We start from the raw sequence: 18898 nt of genomic DNA, 5'->3' as shown, positions 1-18898 counted from the left end.
AGGCGGCTTGATTGATGAAGATGGCGGCAAGTCAACCAAGGAGCCCCCCCCCCATGAAACGCATCTTCCTCGCCGCCCTGCTCGGCCTGGCCTGCGCCGCCACCCAGGCGGCGGCCCAGTCGGAGCTGTCCAGCGCCAGCGCCAACCTGTCGGGCATGGTGGTCGGCGGTACGATCCTCAGCGCCGCGGCCACCGGCAGCGTGGTCGTGGCCAGCGTCAGGACGGTCGGCGACGGCATCGAGCTGGTGCTGGAGAACGTCGCCGACGCCAGCCGCGCCACCGTCCGGCTCTCGGGCAAGGCACTGGGCGGCGTGTCGCTGGCTGCCGGCGCCACGCTGGAAGTCGTGACGGCCTCCACCGGCCAGGTGCTGGTGATGTCCGGCAAGGCGATCGCCTTCCTGCCGAACGAAGCCGGCAAGGCCCTGCTGCACCACGCGAGGGCGCGCTGATGCGGCCCCGGACACTTGCCGCCGGCCTGTCCGTCCTGATGTGCAGCCTGCCGGCGCTGGCCGGCCAGCCCTGCGCGGAACGCCCGCTGGCCCCGCACGAGGTGGTGCTGTCGATGGAGCTGGCCCAGCGCACCGTGCAGGCGCTGGACGCGAGCGGCGCCCAGGTGGCGCTGGTGTCGCGCGCGGGCCAGGACCTGAGCCGCTACCGGCTGCGCTATTCGCACATGGGGATTGCGATGCGCGACCATCCGCGCGGCCGCTGGACCGTCATGCATGCACTCAACGACTGCGGCACGGCAAGCTCCGGGCTCTACTATGAGGGCATGGGAAATTTCTTTCTCACCGATTTGTACCGGCACGAGGCGCAGCTGGTGATCCCCGGCGCCGATACCCAGGCCAGGCTGGCCCGGCTGGTCGCCACCCGTACGCCGGTCCGACTGCACGAGCCGCGCTATAACATGCTATCCTACGTCTACTCGACCCAGTACCAGAATTCCAACCAGTGGGTGCTGGAGACACTCGCCGCCGCGCTGGCGCCGCCGGGACAGGTCGAGACCCGCGCCGAAGCGCAGAAATGGCTGCGCTCGATCGGCTTCCAGCCGCCGACCGTAGAGATTCCCGCAGCGACCCGGCTCGGAGCGCGCATGTTCCGCGCCAACGTCGCCTTCGACGACCACCCGTACGACCGGCGCATGGCCGGCCAGATCGATACCGTGTCGACGGACGCGGTGCTGCGCATGGTCCGCATGGTCGACCCGGGGGCCAGGTCCCTGACCGTGGATTGACCGGAGGGCCGCGGTCGTAGGTGTGCGAACTAACCGAACCGGGAAGCCGGAACGGTTAAGGTGAGGGCTTCGCACACGAAAGGACGGCCATGGACCAGCACCAGGTTTACCCGCTGCGGCTGCGCATCAACGGACAAGACCACCGCTATTCGGTCGAATCCTGGGTGACGCTGCTCGACCTCCTGCGCGAACGCGCGGGCCTCACCGGCACCAAGAAGGGCTGCGACCACGGGCAGTGCGGCGCCTGTACCGTGCTGCTGGACGGTAAGCGCATCAATTCCTGCCTGACCCTGGCCGTGATGCACGATGACTGCGAAGTGACCACGGTCGAGGGCCTGGCCGACGGCGACGCGCTGCATCCGCTGCAGCAGGCCTTCATCGACTGCGACGCCTTCCAGTGCGGCTACTGCACGCCAGGCCAGCTGTGTTCCGCGGCCGGCCTGATCGCCGAAGGCCAGGCCAGGAGCGTCGACGACGTGCGCGAACTCATGAGCGGCAACCTGTGCCGCTGCGGCGCCTACCCGCAGATCACGCAGGCCGTGATGCAGGTGATGGGTATCGCGGGCACGCCCGGCGAAGGCGAGGCGCCGTTCACGACCGGTCCGGTGCTGGCATGAATCCGTTCACTTTCACCCGCGCCGGCGATGTGGACGCCGCGCTGGCCCGCCTGGCGCAGGGTGCGCGTCCCATCGCCGGCGGCACCAACCTGCTCGACCTGATCAAGGAAGGCGTGATGCGGCCCGGCGAACTGGTCGACATCAACGGCCTGGGCCTGGACGGCGTGGAGGACGCCCCTGGCGGCGGCCTGCGCCTCGGCGCGCTGGCCCGCAACGCCGACACCGCCTATCACCCGCTGGTGCGCGAGCGCTACCCGCTGCTGAGCGCCGCCATCCTGGCCGGCGCCTCGCCCCAGCTGCGCAACATGGCCAGCAACGGCGGCAACCTGCTGCAGCGCACCCGCTGCTACTACTTCTACGACCTCGGCACACCGTGCAACAAACGCGAGCCGGGCAGCGGCTGCCCGGCCAGGGAAGGCCTGAACCGCCTGCATGCGATCCTCGGCACGAGCGAGCACTGCATCGCGACCCATCCATCCGACATGTGCGTCGCCCTGCGCGCGCTGGACGCCGTGGTGCAGGTGCGCTCGCCTGGCGCAACACGCGAGATTCCCTTCGCCGACTTCCACCGGCTGCCGGGCGACCGTCCGGACCTGGACAACACCCTGGAGCCGGGGGAACTGGTGACCCACATCACCCTGCCGGACGCGCGCCGCTTCGCGGGCCATTCCACTTACCTGAAGGTGCGCGAGCGCCTGTCCTATGCTTTCGCCCTCGTCTCGGTGGCCGCCGCCCTGGACCTCGAGGACGGCAGGATTCGCGCCGCCCGCATCGCGCTGGGCGGCGTCGCCCACAAGCCCTGGCGGGTCGAGGAGGCCGAAGCATCGCTCGAAGGCAAGGCGCCGGGCGCGGACGTTTTCGGGGCCGCCGCGGACATCGTGCTGCGCGGCGCGCGCGGCCATGGCGAGAACGACTTCAAGCTGACGCTGGCTCGCAACGCCATCGAACAGGCCCTGCGAACCGCCGCCCGCGGCACCGACCATGCGAAGGGAGAACGAGGATGAGCGAATTGATTCCGGAACTGCGTACCCCGACCGCGCCCGAGGGCACGGGCCAGGTGCGCAGCGGCATGCCGGTGTCGCGCGTGGACGGGCGCGCCAAGGTGACGGGTGAAGCAAGCTATGCGGCCGAGCACGAGGCCCCGGGCCTGCGCTACGGCGTCGTCGTCAGCGGCGCCATCGCCCGGGGTCGCATCGTGCACATCGAGACCGGGGCGGCGCTTGCCGTTCCCGGCGTGGTGGATGTGCTCACCCACCTGAACCGCCCGAGGCTGCGCTCCTGGGACCTGGCCTACAAGGACATGACGGCGCCCGCCGGCTCGCCCTTCCGTCCGCTGTTCAGCGACAGGATCTTCTACAGCGGCCAGCCGGTCGCGCTCGTCGTGGCCGACAGCTTCGAAGCCGCGCGCCATGCGGCCCAGCTGGTCGAGCTGAGCTACGAGCAGGAGCCGCACGAGACCGATCTGCTGGCCTCGCTCGACCAGGCCTACAAGCCGAGCCCGTTCAAGCCGGGTTTCACGCCGCCCAGCTCCACCGGCGACGCCGACCAGGCCTTCGACGCGGCGCCGGTCAAGATCGAGTCGCAGTTCTACAACGGCGTCGAGCATCACAACCCGATGGAGATGCACGCCACCACCGTGGTCCGTGGCGAGGACGGGCACCTGACCATCTACGACAAGACCCAGAGCTCGCAGAACAACCGCTGGTACGTCTCGCGCGTGTTCGGCCTGTCGAAGGACAAGGTCACCGTGCGCAATCCCTACGTCGGCGGCGCCTTCGGCTCCGGCCTGCGTCCGCAGTACCAGCTGACGCTGGCCGTGATGGCGGCCTTGATGCTGCAATGTTCGGTGCGCGTGGTGCTGACCCGGCAGCAGATGTTCAGCTTCGGCCACCGCCCGGAAACCTGGCAGAAGGTCAAGCTCGCCGCGAACCCGGACGGCAAGCTGCAGGCCATCGTCCACGAGGCCATCCAGGAGACCTCGCGCCTGGAAGACTTCGTCGAAGTGGTGGTGAACTGGTCGGGCCAGCTGTACGCCTGCAAGAACATCCGGCTCGGCTACCAGCTGGTGGCGCACGACCGCCACTCGCCGCTCGACATGCGCGCGCCCGGCGCCGCCAACGGCATGCATGCGCTGGAGGTGGCGATGGACGAACTGGCCTACAAGCTGCGCATGGACCCGCTCGAGTTCAGGCGCATCAACTATGCCGACCGCAATCCGCTCGAGGACAAGCCCTACTCCAGCAAGGAACTGAGCCAGTGCTACGACAAGGGTGCGGCCCGCTTCGGCTGGAAAGACCGGCCGATCGAGCCGCGCTCCATGCGCGAGGGCGAGGAACTGGTGGGCTGGGGCATGGCGACCGGGATGTGGGATTCGCTGGTGATGCTGGCGCGGGTAAGCGCCGTGTACCATGCGGATGGGCGCCTGGTGGTCAGCAGCGCCGCCTCCGACATCGGCACCGGCACCTACACGGTGATGTCGATGATCGCCGCCGAGAGCCTGGGCCTGCCGCTGGAACGCGTCAGCTTCCAGCTGGGCGACTCGACCCTGCCTTTCGCCCCGGTCGAGGGCGGCTCCTCGCACGTGGCGACGGTAGGCAGCGGCGTGCATGGCGCCTGCGACAAGCTCAAGAAAAGCCTGGTCAAGCTGCTCAGGAAGATGCCGGGTTCGCCGCTGGCCAGGGCGCGCCGGCAGGACCTGGAATTCACCGATGGCCTGGTGCAGCTGCGCAATCGTCCGGAGACCGCCGTGCCCCTGCGCGCGGTACTGGCGGCGGCCGGGGTCGACCGCATCGAGGAAAAATTCTTCATGAAGCCCGCGCTGCTCAGGCAGCGCAAGTACACCCGCGCCGTGCACTCGGCCGTTTTCTGCGAGGTGCGCGTCAACGAGAAGCTGGGCATCGTGCGCGTCACGCGGGTGGTGAGCGCCGTGGCGGCGGGACGCATCATCAACGCCAAGACGGCGGCCAGCCAGGTGATCGGCGGCGTGGTGTGGGGCATCAGCCAGGCCCTGCACGAGGAGAGCTTCACCGACCACCGTTTCGGGCGCTTCATGAACCACAATTTTGCCGAGTACCACGTGGCGACCAACGCCGACGTCCATGACATCGAGGTGATCTTCGCCATGGAAGACGACCGCGTCGTCAGCCAGCAGCTGGGGGCCAAGGGCGTGGGCGAGATCGGCATCGTGTCGGTGGCGGCGGCGATCAGCAACGCGATCTTCCATGCCACCGGCCGCAGGCTGCGCAGCACGCCGATCACGCCCGACAAGATCCTGCTCGGCGACCAGCAGATTCCGGTGCCGGCACCGCGCCAGGCCAAATAGCGGGTCGCCGAAGGCGATATCCTGCCGTAGGGTGGTCGGCTCCGCCGACCGCGCGTTCAACCCACGGGCGAGCAGCCTGCGCATCTGCCCCGGGGCGTGCCTGAACCCGTGGCCGGGCGAACCCGGCCACCCATGCAGGAAGCATGCGGCGCATCCGGTATCTCTGCCGCGTTCCGCATCGTTTCCGGGCCCGTTCTACGGGTTTCCACGTAGTTGCACATCCATCTATTTGCTGGTAAAACGAGCTTGCGTATGCACGCGTTCCATCCGAGCCAGCCGGGTTCGTCGTGGCCTGGAAAGTGTCCGCTGCTTGCTGTGTTTGCGCGCTGCCCGACCTGATATACCCAAAACAATCGAGCTTGGAGGAAGACACCGATGAAAACGACATTCCTGCGCTGCGCCGCAGCCATTGCCCTGGGCTTCGCCACGGCCGGCGCTACCGCCCAGAACTACCCGGCCAAGACCATTACGATGGTCGTGCCCTTCGCGGCGGGCGGACCGACCGACACCGTGGCGCGCCTGGTGGCCCAGTCGATGGGCAACACGCTGAAGCAGCAGATCATCGTCGAGAATGTCGGCGGCGCCGGCGGCACCATCGGCGCGGCCCGCGTGGCCAAGGCCTCCCCCGACGGCTATACGCTGTTCCTGCACCACATCGGCCAGGCCACGGCGCCGGCCCTCTACCGCAAGCTGAGCTACAACGCGGTCGACAGCTTCGAGCCGATCGGTCTCATCACCGATGTGCCGATGACCCTGATCGCCAAGCAGGACTTCCCGGCCAAGAACTTCCAGGAACTGCTGGCCTACGTGAAGGCGAACAAGGCCAAGGTCACCTACGCCAACGCCGGCCTGGGTTCGGCCTCGCACGTGTGCGGCATGCTGTTCCAGACCGCCATCGGGGTCGACCTGACCACCGTCCCGTACAAGGGCACCGGCCCGGCCATGAACGACATGCTGGGCGGCCAGGTCGACCTGATGTGCGACCAGACCACCAACACCACCAGCCAGATCAGGAGCGGCAAGGTGAAGGTCTATGGCGTGACCACCAAGGCGCGCCTGGCGTCGATGCCGAACGTCCCCACCATGAACGAAGCCGGCCTGCCGGGCTTCGAGGTGGCCGTGTGGCACGGCCTGTATGCGCCGAAAGGCACGCCGAAACCGGTCATCGACAGCCTGTCGAACGCCCTGCGCGTGGCGCTCAAGGATCCGACCGTCAAGAAGCGCTTCGCCGACCTCGGCACCGAGCCGGTGGCCGACAGCCGCGCCCGTCCGGAAGCCCTGCGCGCGCACCTGAAGGCCGAGATCGACCGCTGGGGCCCGATCATCACCAAGGCCGGCCAGTACGCCGACTGATCCCGCCAGTCCCGCGGCCGCGGGCTGCGCCGCTGCGCAGCCCTTCTCCATCACCAGCAACAGGGGGTTCGCTTGGCTTCCATCGTCCGCCATCCGAAGAATTTCTGGATCGGCATCATCTTCATCAGCGTCGGGCTCGCCGCCGTCTATTTCGGGCGCGAACTCGGCATGGGCACCGCCGGCCGCATGGGCCCGGGCTACTTCCCGACCGCGCTCGGCTACCTGCTCGCCCTGGTCGGCCTGCTCGCCATGCTGCGCGCGTTTATCGGCCGCGCCTCCGCCCCCCACGATGCGATCGGCAAGTTCTACCTGAAGAACATCGCGATCATCCTCGGCGCGGTGCTGCTGTTCGGCGTGCTGATGCGCGGCGCCGGCCTGGCCGTGGCAGCCTTCCTGCTGGTCCTGCTGAGCGCGTATGCCAGCCCGAAATTCAAGCTCGTCCCCAGCCTGCTGCTGGCGGCCGGCCTGACCCTGTTCGCCGTCGTCCTGTTCGTCAAGCTGCTCGGCTTGCCGATGCCGGTCGTCGGTCCGTGGCTGGGAGGAGGCTGAGACCATGGAAATCATCGCCAACCTCGGACTCGGCCTGGAAACGGCCTTCACCCTCACCAACCTGTTCTACTGCCTGGTCGGCGTGTTCGTGGGCACCGCCGTCGGCGTGCTGCCCGGCCTGGGCCCGATCGCCACCATCGCGATGCTGCTGCCGGCCACCTTCGGCCTGCCGCCGACTTCCTCGCTGATCATGTTGTCCGGCATTTACTACGGCGCGCAGTACGGCGGCTCGACGACGGCCATCCTGGTCAACCTGCCAGGCGAATCGTCCTCGGTCGTCACCGCCCTCGACGGCCACCAGATGGCGCGCCAGGGCCATGCCGGCAAGGCCCTGGCCACCGCCGCCCTCGCCTCCTTCTTCGCCGGCAGCGTCGCCACGGTCCTGCTGGCCCTGTTCGCGCCGCCGCTGGCGGAACTCGCGCTCAAGTTCGGCTCGGCGGAATACTTTTCCCTGATGGTGCTGGGCCTGGTGGCCGCCGTGGTGCTGGCCAGCGGCTCGCTGCTCAACGCCATCGGCATGGTGCTGCTCGGCCTGCTGCTCGGCCTGATCGGCACCGACGTCAACTCGGGCGCCCAGCGCTACACCTTCGACATGCCGGACCTGGCGGACGGCATCAACTTCGTGATCGTCGCGATGGGCATGTTCGGCATCGGCGAGATCATCCGCAACCTCGAGCACGACGAAGACCGCAGCCTCATGATGAAGAAGGTCACCGGCCTGATGCCGACCAAGGAAGACCTGAAGCGCATCGTGGCCCCGGTGCTGCGCGGCACCGCGCTCGGCTCGGCCCTGGGCATCCTGCCTGGCGGCGGCGCCATGCTGGCCTCGTTCTCGGCGTATTCGATCGAGAAGAAGATCTCCCCCAACGCCGCCCAGTTCGGCAAGGGCGCGATCGAAGGCGTGGCGGCGCCGGAAGCGGCCAACAATGCCGGCGCCCAGACCTCGTTCATCCCGATGCTCACGCTGGGCATTCCCTCGAACCCGGTGATGGCCCTGATGATCGGCGCCATGATCATCCAGGGCATCCAGCCGGGTCCCGCTGTCATGACCGAGCAGCCGGCCCTGTTCTGGGGCCTGATCGTCTCGATGTGGTTCGGCAACCTGTTCCTGGTCGTGCTGAACCTGCCGATGATCGGCCTGTGGATTAAGATGATCATGGTGCCCTACCACCGCCTGTTCCCGGCGATCCTGATGTTCTGCTCGATCGGCGTGTTCAGCCTGAACAACAACCAGTTCGACGTCTACCTGATGGCGCTGTTCGGGCTGTTCGGCTACATCTGCGCCAAGCTCGGGGCCGAACCGGCGCCCATGCTGCTCGGCTACATCATCGGGCCGATGATGGAAGAACACCTGCGCCGCGCGCTGCTGCTGTCGCATAGCGACCCGACCGTCTTCATCACCCGCCCCATCAGCGCCACCCTGCTGGGCATGGCGGCCCTGTGCCTGGTCGTGGTGCTGCTGCCGGCCCTGCGCAAGAAGCGCGAAGAAGCCTTCCATGAGGAAGATTAAAAACGCCGAACGAAACCTCTCGACATACCGCCAACAGAAGAGCGAGCAGGCAAACGACGGGAATACCTGATGGATGTCTGCTCGCCGCTCGTACCGGATGCACGATCTGCGTAAGCGGTGCAGGCAAGCCAAGGTTCGCTCGACGAGCCGATGCCACCGTCCAAGCTTTTCGCACGACGCTACACCGTCGCGCCCGATACGAGCGGCGATGCCGCGACTGCGCAGTCAAGCGCGATGGGCTCTCAAAGCATACGCTCGGTCAGCATGCAACTTAGCTTGATGTTTGCGGGCACGGCCAGCCAAGCCTTTCACTGCCGCGATTGACTCTACCAACGGGAAGAGGAAACGCGAGTCGTGTACTTGGGCCCGGGTTCCAAGCTACCAGTGGAAGCCCACGCTCATTGGCCAGCAAATGGTGTTTGCTTCCGGGTTTGCCGCGATCGGTTGGGTTTCGGCCTGTGTGCTCGCCCCGGACAGGTTCCGGTACGCTTGGAGCGTCAACGCAAGCACGACTCCATATGATCTGGTCGTGCTCGCGGAGCCGTCAAAGAATCACCTCGTGGATACGCTGCCAAACGCCGGCCAGCATTCATTCATGAAGGCGACGCCAGCATGTCATGCCACTGCCGCAGTTGAGTTCACGCGGCAAGTACTCCCACGGTATTCCAGTCTTGAGAACAAACAGGATTCCAGTCGGGGCCGCACGATCATCGATGCGCGGGCGGCCGCCTTTCGGCGATGGGCGCCGGGTCGGAAGATAAGCTGCTTTTAGCCACCACAGGTCTTCGGTAAGAAGTGCACGGGCCATGGCATCAGTTCGTCTACGGACACGGACGCCATGTTAGTGCTCTGACTGGACCAGCGCCCGTCCGCTATCGACCTAAAGCAGACCTAACCGCTCAAGAAATGTTCACGAACACCGTAATCTCAGTTTTCTACGTTGGGGCACCCGGGGCAGCGGCATCAGATCCCAAAAGCTTTCAGGCCCGCATCGAATAAGGCTTCCAAAGGGTTACGATTTTGGTGAACCGGGTCGCCGCTCCTTGGGATCTCTTCATAAAGGCAAAACGCATTTTCTCCTACGAATCTGTCGTTCAACAGAGCGCGTTTTCCGAGAATGTACGGAAGAAACGGCTTCGCTCGAACGGTGGAGTAGACGGTGTTGGTGCTGAACCCGAGAGTCGCGTCCTGGCTGATTGTACGCCCGGCCGCGACATTCTCGAGCCGGACGCCGCGGCAGCCTTTCACGATCAAGGTGCAGGGGCCTTCGAACGACAGGTAGCGCAGTTGAAGTGTCATCCACGCATGCAATGTTCTCAGCTTCCAGTGGCTGCATATCTTGGGCCGTCGTCCGCGCTGGTACACCACGCCGATCATACCGCGTACCTGCAGGACGAAGGACGCCCCGGCGGGGATCTCCAGCAACGCGACTTCCTCAAGCGCATTGACAGTCGACGAGATCACAATGTCAGCCGGCCGGTGTGTTGATAATCGATTTAACATCCATAAGTGCGCGGCAATACTCGGCAGCCAATATGACCAGTCAAAAAGTACTTTTGTCCTGACGTCGACGTGCTCGGGCTGGCTCTGGCAGTAAGCTGGTCGGATCATCATTTCATCTCCAGGCTCAAGAACGACTCGTTTCGACACGGCGGAGATCAGCGGGCTCCCCTTGTCGATCGAGTCAGGCGTACCAAAACTGAACGCTTCGCTCTCCTGCGTCCTCGCAATGACGATCGGACGCGCGCGTGCGGCCAGAGGTGCCAGCAGAAAGTAAAAGACGGACCGGATGGCAAATGGCACCACCAGCCAGGCCACGAGCAACCAGATAGCCGTACCAAGTACTGGCTTCACGGCTTGGTAACCTTGCCACGCGAGACTTCGCGCGGCGAGAGTTCTGGCGCGTGCTGCCCGCTGATGGAGCGGTATGGCAGCAGCAATTAAGCGTTGTTCATCGATTAGCAGCTGTGCAACGGCTGGCGCTTTAGGCAACTGGTCGACCAGTTGCTTCTGCTTGCGAAAGCTCGCCAACGCTGCATCAGCGTGTGTTTTTAGAGTGGAAACCTCCGCCTCACGTTCACGCACCAGGATGTTGACGGCCGAGCCAGAGTACACGCGATCGATCCATCGACGATCCGCCAGGGCGCGCCGAAGTTTGCTTTTTGCCTCTTCTTGCTCCGTGAACGCACGTAGATAAGCGAGACGGAGATTTTCAAGATTACGCCCGGCCTTTTCGCGGTGTAGTACGACATCGAGACGAGCGCGCGATGCGGCAAGATAAGCACGTTGCTGGCGCCGTAAATCGAGTTCGATTCCATGGAGCGCTGCCCGCTCCAGCCGCGCAGGTAGTGCGTCTACGCCATTGTGGAGAACCGATACAATGGACAAGTCATCCTGCGTCTGCTCAAGACGCAGGATGACGCTGTCAAGAGACCGAATCTCTGCGTCCAAACGGTCCAGCGGCATCGCCGCCAGTCGCTGCGTTTCAAGAACAATCGTGGAGCTCAACGTCGACTTGTAGAGGTTGACGTTTCTCTCTGCGCGCTCAAGCAACGGCAACTCGTCGATAAAGCTGCGCACTTGCCGCCACTCGTCATGAACCCATCCTCCGCACACAAGCATGAGCACAATCCCGATGAACAGCAAGACATAACGGCGAATGAAACTGAAGAACAACAACAGGAAATGCCTCATTTGGCGAGCCCAAGACTGATTAGGAAAGAAAATGTGATGCGGATCGTTCCGCACCAGCGGGCCGAGCAGCTTCGCCAGGCAGTGCCGAACATCGCCAAATCTCAGGTGCCTGATCGGAACAGCGCATGTCCTGGCAGATGAATGACCGCTCCTGGCCGAACCCAGCCGTTGCGCTCAGCATAGCAGGTCGCCAGGATCGAAAAATCGCAGACTGGCACAAGGGATCGGCCCGCCCCTAAGCGGCCTTTGTCTGCACAGGCGCTTACGCTACCAATGCATAGAAGGTGTAGCAGAGCGTCGCAATTACGAACTAGATTCCACGGTAGCCCGACCACATCATAAATCGCCCTTCCCAACTACCTTCCTTGCTGAGGCTCGATTAGTAAGCCCATGCATTGCCGTGTCCATATGCTTTTCTTTTGCGATGCTTGTAATCGATAATTTGGTTCGGGATTCCAACGAAAATTATCAGGAGAAGTGCCATGATTGTTAGCGTCAGCACTGTTACCTCCTTATTGATTCTAGAAGTCTGCTCTTGGCCGTGCTCGGCCGGTCATTGTACGGCAGCAGTCGACCCATTGCAGACATTCCAAGCGGATTTTCTTATTGCAAAACTGAAAATGTGACGTTGTCCCCGATGGACAGTATGGTTTTTAGATGTTCTCTACCGCCGGTTCTGGCGAGTATATCGTCGAGACAGTATGTCGCCAACCGTACGCGTACCTGATCCGGCCGAAATCGGTCCCACAAAAAGCTGAACTTAAAGTCAGTGTTAAGGTCGTCACTTGTTGCTCTTGCTTCTTGGGCTAATGAAGTTTCGACCTGAACAACAAACCCTTCGTGCAATCGAGGACGAGCACGTAATTCCTCTGCCATTTCGTCGTTAATGGAGAAGTCGGACTTGGTCGACGGCCTTTCTTCAGGATAAAGCTCGGCAATAGTTTTACTTTGGGTAGCAAGGTCGCATGCCTCACTCAACCTTACGCTTAAAACGTCGCCTGGAAACAAGCCACGTTCAGCAATCCAGATCAAATGACCGCAGCCACCCTCGGAATAGTTACCGCCCATTGCGCTCAACATTGCCTTTTGTTCTCGATCAAGTGCGCCATGAACAGATACATCCACAACGTCCATCCCCGCGAGGCTGATGGTCGCGATGCTTCTGCCATTCACTTCGATTGATATGCAAGACATCGTTACCTCGTTCTAGAGAAGCACTCTCTCGTAATGCTTCAAGTCGCTGACCACAATTCCACATCCGTTCCTGGCCGAAGCCGGCCCCGTTAATGGTTGTCCTGAACGACCGTCTTAAGTTCCGGCGCATCTTTGCATGCTTCCAGATGAATACGGTGCCGATCAGGGACATCTTAGGCGGAGCGGGCTGAGCTGTCGGTCAGAGGTTATCTACAGCTGAGACAGGCAGCTGAGCCGGCAGGCTCATTTTGGGATTCTGGGTCGACACGTTGGTGCAGACGTCTGCATTGGCAAGCCTGGCTGCTATCGACCCAAAGCAGAAATGCAAAAAGCGTTCGGTCCAGCGATTTTGATTGATGTTCTACGCGGTCGACTACTTCGAGCCCTCATGGGCCTGCCTCGTCGTTCGGAACCACTAGCATGACTCGCGAGGGCTTCGCCTAATTTGAGCGACAGACATTTTCAATAAAAAAACGGATCCAGTCCGTCGCTGCCGTCGTCGGCCGGCCAGCTAATACATTGACTCTCGGTCAGTGTTTTAAATCGCTTTCCTTTTACGTAAAAACCCGACCGCAAAGCTTTAGGTTTCTCACGCGTTGCGACGAAACCGTGAGCTTCCGTTAGCCGCTGAGGAACATTCAACCCAGCGTAGATGCCGTAACCCTCACCCACTTCAATCTTCTTTGATGCGAAGATGGAAGATGCAGTCTGAATGCTTTTTCCCGCTACCAGCGCACCTCGCACTTGAATGCGCGATTCTGCCTTGATGTGGCCTCCTGCAGAGACATCCCCAACTACGACGAGCGAGTGACCAACTTCCAAATCGAATTCGGTTCTGATTGTGTTCGCTCTACATGAGCGTCTACACGAAGCGCTAGAAGCGTACAGCGTGGATATCGAAACTTGTCCAGCTGTATACAGGTGACTCGATATCTGTACACGCTGTGCATTTAAGTTACCGGATACCGAAAGACCTCCCGATATATCAGCATCGAGTAAGTCGCAGTCTCCACCTACCTCTACGTCACCGTCGCCCCGTGCTTCAAGCGTGTACAGATCGAGCATCCCCTTAATCTCAATTGGATTGTAGGGAAAATAACCGGATTCTTCTCTATGATCGAATGCGGCAGCAAGAATAGCTTCGCCTGGAGCGGAGTCTTCGAAAAGAAACTTCATGTCCTCGTGCTCTGCATAGCGATAAATTTTATCACCGCGAACGTCACCGCTGCACGAGAACATTCCGTGAAAATGCATGATATTGATGTGCAGATTGCCATCTATTTTTACAGTCCCTAAACAGACCAGACACTCAATGTTGCATTCCCCGGTGACAGTGAGATCGCCGCCGACAAACATTTCCCCTTTGATAGTGACAGCGCCGTCGATTACCACGTCTCCTGCAAAACTGAAATTCTTCCGCCGCAGCCGGTCGGCTCTAAAGGTCGCCTCCGTTCTAAGTTTCTTTTGGCTTTTCATACATTTCCCATTTCGGCGAACCCTACTAAATCGATTCTAGCTATTTCCTCCTGGAAAAGCCGATGCCTACCAGCCACGTTTCAGGGTGATCATCCACATGCCCCGACTGGCGTTTTCTTCCCATGACCCTTCTAGAACGTTTGAACGCGCCAAATGCATTCGTGCATTCCCTTTTTTGGCACCGTTCTTGCCATTCCAGAGATAGTAGTGACCGTCCCCCAGGTCCTTCCCTTTATATACTGCCAAATTCCCGTGCCGCGACTCCAGTTCAGGATCGTCAACATACGAGATTTCGATTTCGCCTGGACGAAATGTGACACAGCACGGATAGTCGGTGTACGCATACTGGGAGTTCAATTTCTTGTCAAAGTAGAGACAGGACATTTTGCTGCCCGTCCAAACGTCTGCATCACCGTCCCGCAACGGCTTGCCTACGCTACCACCCCAACTATAGTCGGATTCCAATTCCATCGTCAGCTTTGGTTAGTCGTAAGGAAAAACGTGCGGAGGCGGATCAATATCCAGGAAGCTTTAAGACGCCAGCGATGCGGCAATCGCCATGTAGCCAGATAAGCTGACCACACGAACTGCGAATATTTAGCGGACACGTCAACGATGTCCGCCAAAGGATCAGCTCGAGCGACCTGATCAACGAAACGATCGTATAGCGAAGTACGCCGGTCGCCGCGACCCGCCAGCATTGCTGCAACGCTGCGAGGATCATCAGTCAAGACGACGCATTGTCCGCACCGTCGCTCCGCATTGGCAAAGTCCACCACGTCAGGTGACTGCGTCATCACTTCCCAATCCTTCTGCGCGAGCGAATTGCATATGTGTCACGCAACAGTGCAATAAAAACAGCGACCTCGCCTGCAGTGCGCAGTGAATACACGGCATCGGATTTATAGGTTGTAGAGTACCAAAAGTGCACGTTTAACCACCCTTTTGATGTCTTTCTGAGAGCGTAAGCAATTCCATGTTCCTCACCTCCAAAGCCAATCACTAAGTCTTCGGTGGACGACTGGTTAGGGATGACCTTCCAACCGAAGTCCAACGAGCAAACACGTACCTGCTCTACCCAATCTGCAATCATAATTACACCGTTAGTTGTTGACTTAGCTGAACTATAGCAGCGGGTTCTTGAATACGGAAAGCAATATTTCGTTCCATATTGCAACAATTGCCGATTCTCCTGTCAACACCATGCACGTTGGGAAATCAGCTTTGCGCGTGTCCGGTGAAGGCTGGGACCCTTTTGATGAGGCCGCAGTGGCGTCTTCCCTACCGAAACTTAGGCCGCGATACGGGTGTGTGGGATTGGACGTGCCGAGATTGCGCGAGCCATACTGCCAGGAAATCGCAAAGTACTACAGCCAATCATTACTGAAAGCCGATGATGAAGATGTACTTTACAGCTGCGTGCTAGCAGGTCTAGAAGGCTATGTATTGAGAGAAAGATGGGTCGAGCAACGTCCGCTTCTGGCCGATAGCGGACGGTCGCCACGGCTCAGTGTACCCGGCTGTTGCTTGATCAGCAACGAGAGGGTTTCGTGAGGTGCTCTAACAGCGCGGTCGGGCTGCGCCGCTCAGGCAGGCAGCCCGACCACCGGTTTCATGCGGTCGATCGTGTCGATCACGTCACGCACGCGGAAGGGCTTGATCAGGATGCGCGCCACGCCGCAGGCGCGCAGCACCTGCAGCAGCTCGGCATCGCAGGACTCGACCAGCACCGCGATCGGAATCGATGCCGCGCTGGCCGATTCGCCCGACCGGAGCTGCTGGATCAGGGTCAGCCCGCGGCAGGCATCGAGCGGCTGCGGCCATTCCACGGCGACCACCGCCGCATCGAAGGCGTGCCGCTCGCACAGCTGGTGCGCCAGCGGATAGGCGGCCGCTTCCGTGATCTCGGCCGCACCCAGGCTGCGCACCGTCAGCGAGACGGTGCGGCGCAGCAGGTGGGCCGGCTCGACCAGCAGGATATCGAATGCAGCAGGGTTATGCATCGCTGGCCGCTTGCGTCAGTTCGAGGACGGCCAGGTCGCGCAGGCTCCTCAGGATCGCCTGTTCCACCGTATCGAGGCTGCGCGGGCGGGTGTCGATCAGGCACAGCGTGCCAATCGCCAGCCGGTCCCTGCACACCAGCGGCGCGCCCGCGTAGAAGCGGATGTGCGGCGCACCCAGCACCAGCGGATTGTCGTGGAAGCGCGGATCGAGCAGCGCATCGGGAATCATGAGGATGTCGTCGCCGTGCAGGGCATGCGCGCAGAACGAGACGTCGCGCGGGGTCTCGCATGCATCCAGGCCGATGCGCGCCTTGAACCACTGGCGATTGCTGTCGACCAGGCTGATCAGGCAGATCGGCACATCGAACTCGCCGGCCGCGAATTCGACGATCCTGTCGAGCCGTTCTTCCGGCGACGTGTCCAGCAACAGCAGCTCGCGCAGCAGTGCGAGCCGTTCTTCTTCGTTCTCGGGTAGCGGGGCGGAGATCATCGGGTGTCGTGTGCAGGCATCGCGTCAGCGGGGAAAGCGGCCATTCTACCCGCAGAACAGCCCCTCAGAACAGGTCGCCCTGCGGACTCGTCAGGCGCGCGAAGCTGTCGCCGACGAACGGCAGGATGGCGTCGGCGATCGGCTCCAACTGTTTCGTCAGGTAGTGCTCGTAGTCGATCGGCGCGCGGCGCAGCTCCAGCGGCTCCGGTCCGGCCGTGGTCATCACGTAGCGGATCCAGCCGCCCCTGCGGTACTGGGGCGGGCGTCCCTGGCCCGTGTGGAAGGCATCGGCCATTTTTGCCGCGCGCACGTGCGGCGGCACGTTGCGTTCGTATTCGCCGAGCGGGCGGCGCAGGCGCTTGCGGTAGACCAGCAGCTCGTCGAGCTCCCCGCGCAGCGTGCGCGCCACGTAATCCGCCACCCAGGCCTCGAAGGGCTGGCGCTTGAAGATGCGCAGGTAGAGCTCCTGCTGGAAGCCCTGGGCCAGCGGCGACCAGTCGGTGCGCACCGTTTCCAGTCCCTTGTACACCACCTCCTCGCCGCCGTCCGGGTGCAGCACCAGGCCGGCATAGCGCTTCTTGCTGCCTTCGTCGGAGCCGCGCACGGTGGGCATCAGGAAGCGTGCATAGTGGGTGTCGAATTCCAGTTCCAGGCTGGACTCGAGGCCGTATTCGCTGCGCAGGTGCGTGCGCCACCAGCCATTGACCGTCTCGACCAGCGCCTGGCCGATGCGCTCGGCCTGTTCCTGCGAGTGCGGCCCGCCCAGCCAGACGAAGGTCGAGTCGGTGTCGCCGTAGATCACCGCGTAGCCCTGCGCTTCGATCAGCGCGCGGGTGCGGTGCATGATCTCGTGTCCGCGCATCGTGATCGACGAGGCCAGGCGCGGATCGAAGAAGCGGCAGACCGTGGTGCCCAACACGCCGTAGAAGGCGTTCATGATGATCTTGAGCGATTGGGACAGCGGCGCATTGCGCTCGCGCTTGGCCGCCTCGCGTCCTTCCCAGACCTGGCGGACGATGCCGGGCAGGCAATGGCGCGTGCGCGAAAAGCGCGCGCCGCGGAAACCGGGCACGGTGCTGTCTTCCGGCTCGGCCAGGCCGGCCACCAGGCCGACCGGGTCGATCAGGAAGCTACGGATGATGGATGGATACAGGCTCTTGTAGTCGAGCACCACCACCGAGTCGTACAGGCCGGAGCGTGAATCCATCACGAAGCCGCCCGGACTGTCGCCGGCCGCCACGTCGCCGATGTTGGGCGCCACGAAGCCCTGGCGGTGCATGAGCGGCATGTAGCGGTGCTCGAAGGCCGCCACCGAGCCGCCGCTGCGGTCCACCGGCAGGCCGGTGACGCTGGCGCGCTCGAGCAGGAAGCTGGTCAAGCCCGTCTTTTCGAAGATGCGGTTGACGAGTTCGCAGTCCTTGATGTTGTAGTAGGCGAGCGCCGGCTTGTCCTGGGCGAACATGCGGTTGATCTCGTCCATCCGGCTGTAGGGATTGTCGATCGCCTTGCCTTCGCCCAGCAGGGCCTGGGATACCGACTCCAGGCTGAACGAGGAAAAGCTGTAGCTGGCCGAGCGCAGCGCTTCGATGCCGTCGATGACCAGGCGTCCCGCGATCGACACGAAGAAGTGTTCCGAACGCCCGTGCTCGCGCGTCTCGATGGGGCTGCCGTCGCGGCCCAGGCGCAAGGGGCGGCCGAGGCGTTCGGCCGCCTGCACCAGCATGCGCAGGTCGAACTGCACCACGTTCCAGCCGATGATGGCGTCCGGATCGTGCGCGCGCACCCATTCCTCCAACCGGTCGAGCAGTTCGGCGCGGCTGGCACAGTATTCGAGCACGAAGTCGAGGTCGCGCCCGGCGCCGTTCGGCTCGCCCAGCATGTAGACATGGCGCTGGCCGCAGCCCTCCAGGCCGATGCAATACAGCTCGCCGTGCTGGTTGGTCTCGATGTCGAGCGAGACCATGCGCAGCTGCGGACGGTAGTTGCCGTCCGGCCTGAGCCAGGCGTCGAGGAGCAGGCAGGGATCGTCCGGATCCGGCCTGCCGTGCACCAGCACCGGCGCGGTGATGAAGCGCTCCATCAGGTAGCGCTCGGGCGGGCGTACGTCGGCCTCGTAAACGTCTACCCCGAACTCGCGCAGGCGCTTTTCCAGGCGCAGCAGCTGGCGGTAGTGGCGGCAGTACAGGCCCAGCACCGGGCGGTGCCGGAAGTCGCACAGCGACAGTTCGCGCAGCTCCCAGCCGCGCTGTTCGCCGTGCAGCACCAGTTCCGCGGCGGCCCGCTGTTCGAGCGGCAGGAAGGCGACCGGCGCCTGCGGCGGCAGGCGCACCCGGCGCGGACCGGCCGGCGTGGCGATCCAGAACTCGACTTCGGTGGCGGCCTTGCCTCCTATATCCGTGTCGCGCCAGTGGCGGGTCAGCAGGAAGCCCTGCAGGGGTGTCGAATCCATCGTTACG

Annotated in this window: 16 protein-coding genes and 1 pseudogene; 8 read left to right on the top strand and 9 right to left on the bottom strand. The window is 62.8% G+C overall.

Annotated features, from left to right (window positions below):
- Nucleotides 1–53: 53 nt before the first annotated feature.
- The 8 genes from AC56KL_RS09160 to AC56KL_RS09125 all read left to right on the top strand — a co-directional run bounded on the left by AC56KL_RS09160 (nt 54) and on the right by AC56KL_RS09125 (nt 8585).
- Nucleotides 54–449 (top strand): hypothetical protein, encoded by a 396-nt coding sequence (locus AC56KL_RS09160; RefSeq protein WP_497179838.1) that lies wholly within the window; start codon nt 54–56, stop codon nt 447–449.
- On the top strand, nt 449–1234 hold the full coding sequence (locus tag AC56KL_RS09155; RefSeq protein WP_497179837.1) for a DUF2145 domain-containing protein: 786 nt from the start codon (nt 449–451) through the stop codon (nt 1232–1234). The genes AC56KL_RS09160 and AC56KL_RS09155 overlap by 1 nt, the downstream gene beginning before the upstream one ends.
- A gap of 89 nt (nt 1235–1323) precedes the next feature.
- Nucleotides 1324–1851, top strand: a complete 528-nt coding sequence (locus tag AC56KL_RS09150) for a (2Fe-2S)-binding protein (protein ID WP_497179836.1) — start codon at nt 1324–1326, stop codon at nt 1849–1851.
- Entirely contained in the window at nt 1848–2855 is a 1008-nt protein-coding gene (locus AC56KL_RS09145; RefSeq protein ID WP_497179835.1) for an FAD binding domain-containing protein, read from the top strand. The genes AC56KL_RS09150 and AC56KL_RS09145 overlap by 4 nt, the downstream gene beginning before the upstream one ends.
- On the top strand, nt 2852–5173 hold the full coding sequence (locus AC56KL_RS09140; protein WP_497179834.1) for a xanthine dehydrogenase family protein molybdopterin-binding subunit: 2322 nt from the start codon (nt 2852–2854) through the stop codon (nt 5171–5173). The genes AC56KL_RS09145 and AC56KL_RS09140 overlap by 4 nt, the downstream gene beginning before the upstream one ends.
- A 375-nt stretch (nt 5174–5548) precedes the next feature.
- Nucleotides 5549–6526, top strand: coding sequence for a tripartite tricarboxylate transporter substrate binding protein BugD (locus AC56KL_RS09135; RefSeq protein WP_497179833.1), 978 nt, complete (start codon nt 5549–5551; stop codon nt 6524–6526).
- Nucleotides 6527–6598: 72 nt separating this feature from the next.
- Entirely contained in the window at nt 6599–7075 is a 477-nt protein-coding gene (locus AC56KL_RS09130) for a tripartite tricarboxylate transporter TctB family protein (protein ID WP_497179832.1), read from the top strand.
- 4 nt (nt 7076–7079) lie between these two features.
- Complete coding sequence (locus AC56KL_RS09125; RefSeq protein WP_497179831.1) at nt 7080–8585, top strand: tripartite tricarboxylate transporter permease; 1506 nt, start codon at nt 7080–7082, stop codon at nt 8583–8585.
- Between the two features lie 12 nt (nt 8586–8597).
- Here the strand turns inward: AC56KL_RS09125 and AC56KL_RS09120 are convergent.
- The 9 genes and pseudogenes from AC56KL_RS09120 to AC56KL_RS09080 all read right to left on the bottom strand — a co-directional run.
- Nucleotides 8598–9393, bottom strand: a pseudogene (locus tag AC56KL_RS09120) (IS5 family transposase); the annotation flags it as partial.
- A gap of 155 nt (nt 9394–9548) precedes the next feature.
- Nucleotides 9549–11279, bottom strand: a complete 1731-nt coding sequence (locus AC56KL_RS09115; RefSeq protein ID WP_497179830.1) for a hypothetical protein — start codon at nt 11277–11279, stop codon at nt 9549–9551.
- Nucleotides 11280–11882: 603 nt separating this feature from the next.
- Nucleotides 11883–12413 (bottom strand): hypothetical protein, encoded by a 531-nt coding sequence (locus tag AC56KL_RS09110; protein ID WP_497179829.1) that lies wholly within the window; start codon nt 12411–12413, stop codon nt 11883–11885.
- A gap of 522 nt (nt 12414–12935) precedes the next feature.
- Nucleotides 12936–13949 (bottom strand): hypothetical protein, encoded by a 1014-nt coding sequence (locus AC56KL_RS09105; RefSeq protein ID WP_497179828.1) that lies wholly within the window; start codon nt 13947–13949, stop codon nt 12936–12938.
- Between the two features lie 66 nt (nt 13950–14015).
- Nucleotides 14016–14420 (bottom strand): hypothetical protein, encoded by a 405-nt coding sequence (locus AC56KL_RS09100; RefSeq protein WP_497179827.1) that lies wholly within the window; start codon nt 14418–14420, stop codon nt 14016–14018.
- A 325-nt stretch (nt 14421–14745) separates the two neighbouring features.
- Nucleotides 14746–15042: a hypothetical protein gene (locus AC56KL_RS09095; RefSeq protein ID WP_497179826.1), complete on the bottom strand. Its 297-nt coding sequence runs from the start codon at nt 15040–15042 to the stop codon at nt 14746–14748.
- A 493-nt stretch (nt 15043–15535) separates the two neighbouring features.
- Entirely contained in the window at nt 15536–15952 is a 417-nt protein-coding gene (locus AC56KL_RS09090; protein WP_497179825.1) for an ANTAR domain-containing protein, read from the bottom strand.
- The gene (locus tag AC56KL_RS09085; RefSeq protein WP_497179824.1) at nt 15945–16442 is read right to left on the bottom strand and encodes a GAF domain-containing protein; all 498 of its coding nucleotides are present in this window, start codon (nt 16440–16442) and stop codon (nt 15945–15947) included. The genes AC56KL_RS09090 and AC56KL_RS09085 overlap by 8 nt, the downstream gene beginning before the upstream one ends.
- Nucleotides 16443–16506: 64 nt before the next feature.
- On the bottom strand, nt 16507–18891 hold the full coding sequence (locus tag AC56KL_RS09080; RefSeq protein ID WP_497179823.1) for a DNA polymerase II: 2385 nt from the start codon (nt 18889–18891) through the stop codon (nt 16507–16509).
- Nucleotides 18892–18898 lie beyond the last annotated feature (7 nt).

The organism is Telluria sp. ZB4P34 (assembly GCF_059686055.1).
This window is presented reverse-complemented; position numbering and strand designations above follow the sequence as displayed.